This is a genomic window from Paraburkholderia sp. RL17-347-BIC-D (assembly GCF_046027915.1).
GTDB lineage: Bacteria > Pseudomonadota > Gammaproteobacteria > Burkholderiales > Burkholderiaceae > Paraburkholderia.
Map to the genome: position 1 here is coordinate 1 of NZ_JARESS010000288.1, position 297 is coordinate 297.

Consider the following 297-nt stretch of genomic DNA (forward strand, 5'->3'; position numbering starts at 1 on the left):
CAGAGCGATGCGCGCAGTACGCGGTTCGTGCTGAGGTTTCCGCGCGCCAGGTGAGGGCGTACAACCGGTTACACAGTCCCCGCCGCGCTCTGGCTTTCGCCACCCCACGTCCCGCCTAACGCCTTCAGCAACAACACACTCGACTCCAACTGCCGCTCGGCAATCTGATCCGCGATGCGCTGGTTCGTCAGCGCAATCGTCTGCGCGGTCACCACGTCGAGATAGCTGACCGCGCCCGCGTTGAAGCGGTTCGTCGTGAGCCGCAACGACAGGTCCGCGGCCGTGGTGGCGCGCTGC

1 pseudogene is annotated in these 297 nt (G+C 66.3%); it reads right to left on the minus strand.

The features are described from left to right. Nucleotides 1–68: 68 nt before the first annotated feature. Nucleotides 69–297 (minus strand): annotated as a pseudogene (locus P0D96_RS48610) (RND transporter); the annotation flags it as partial.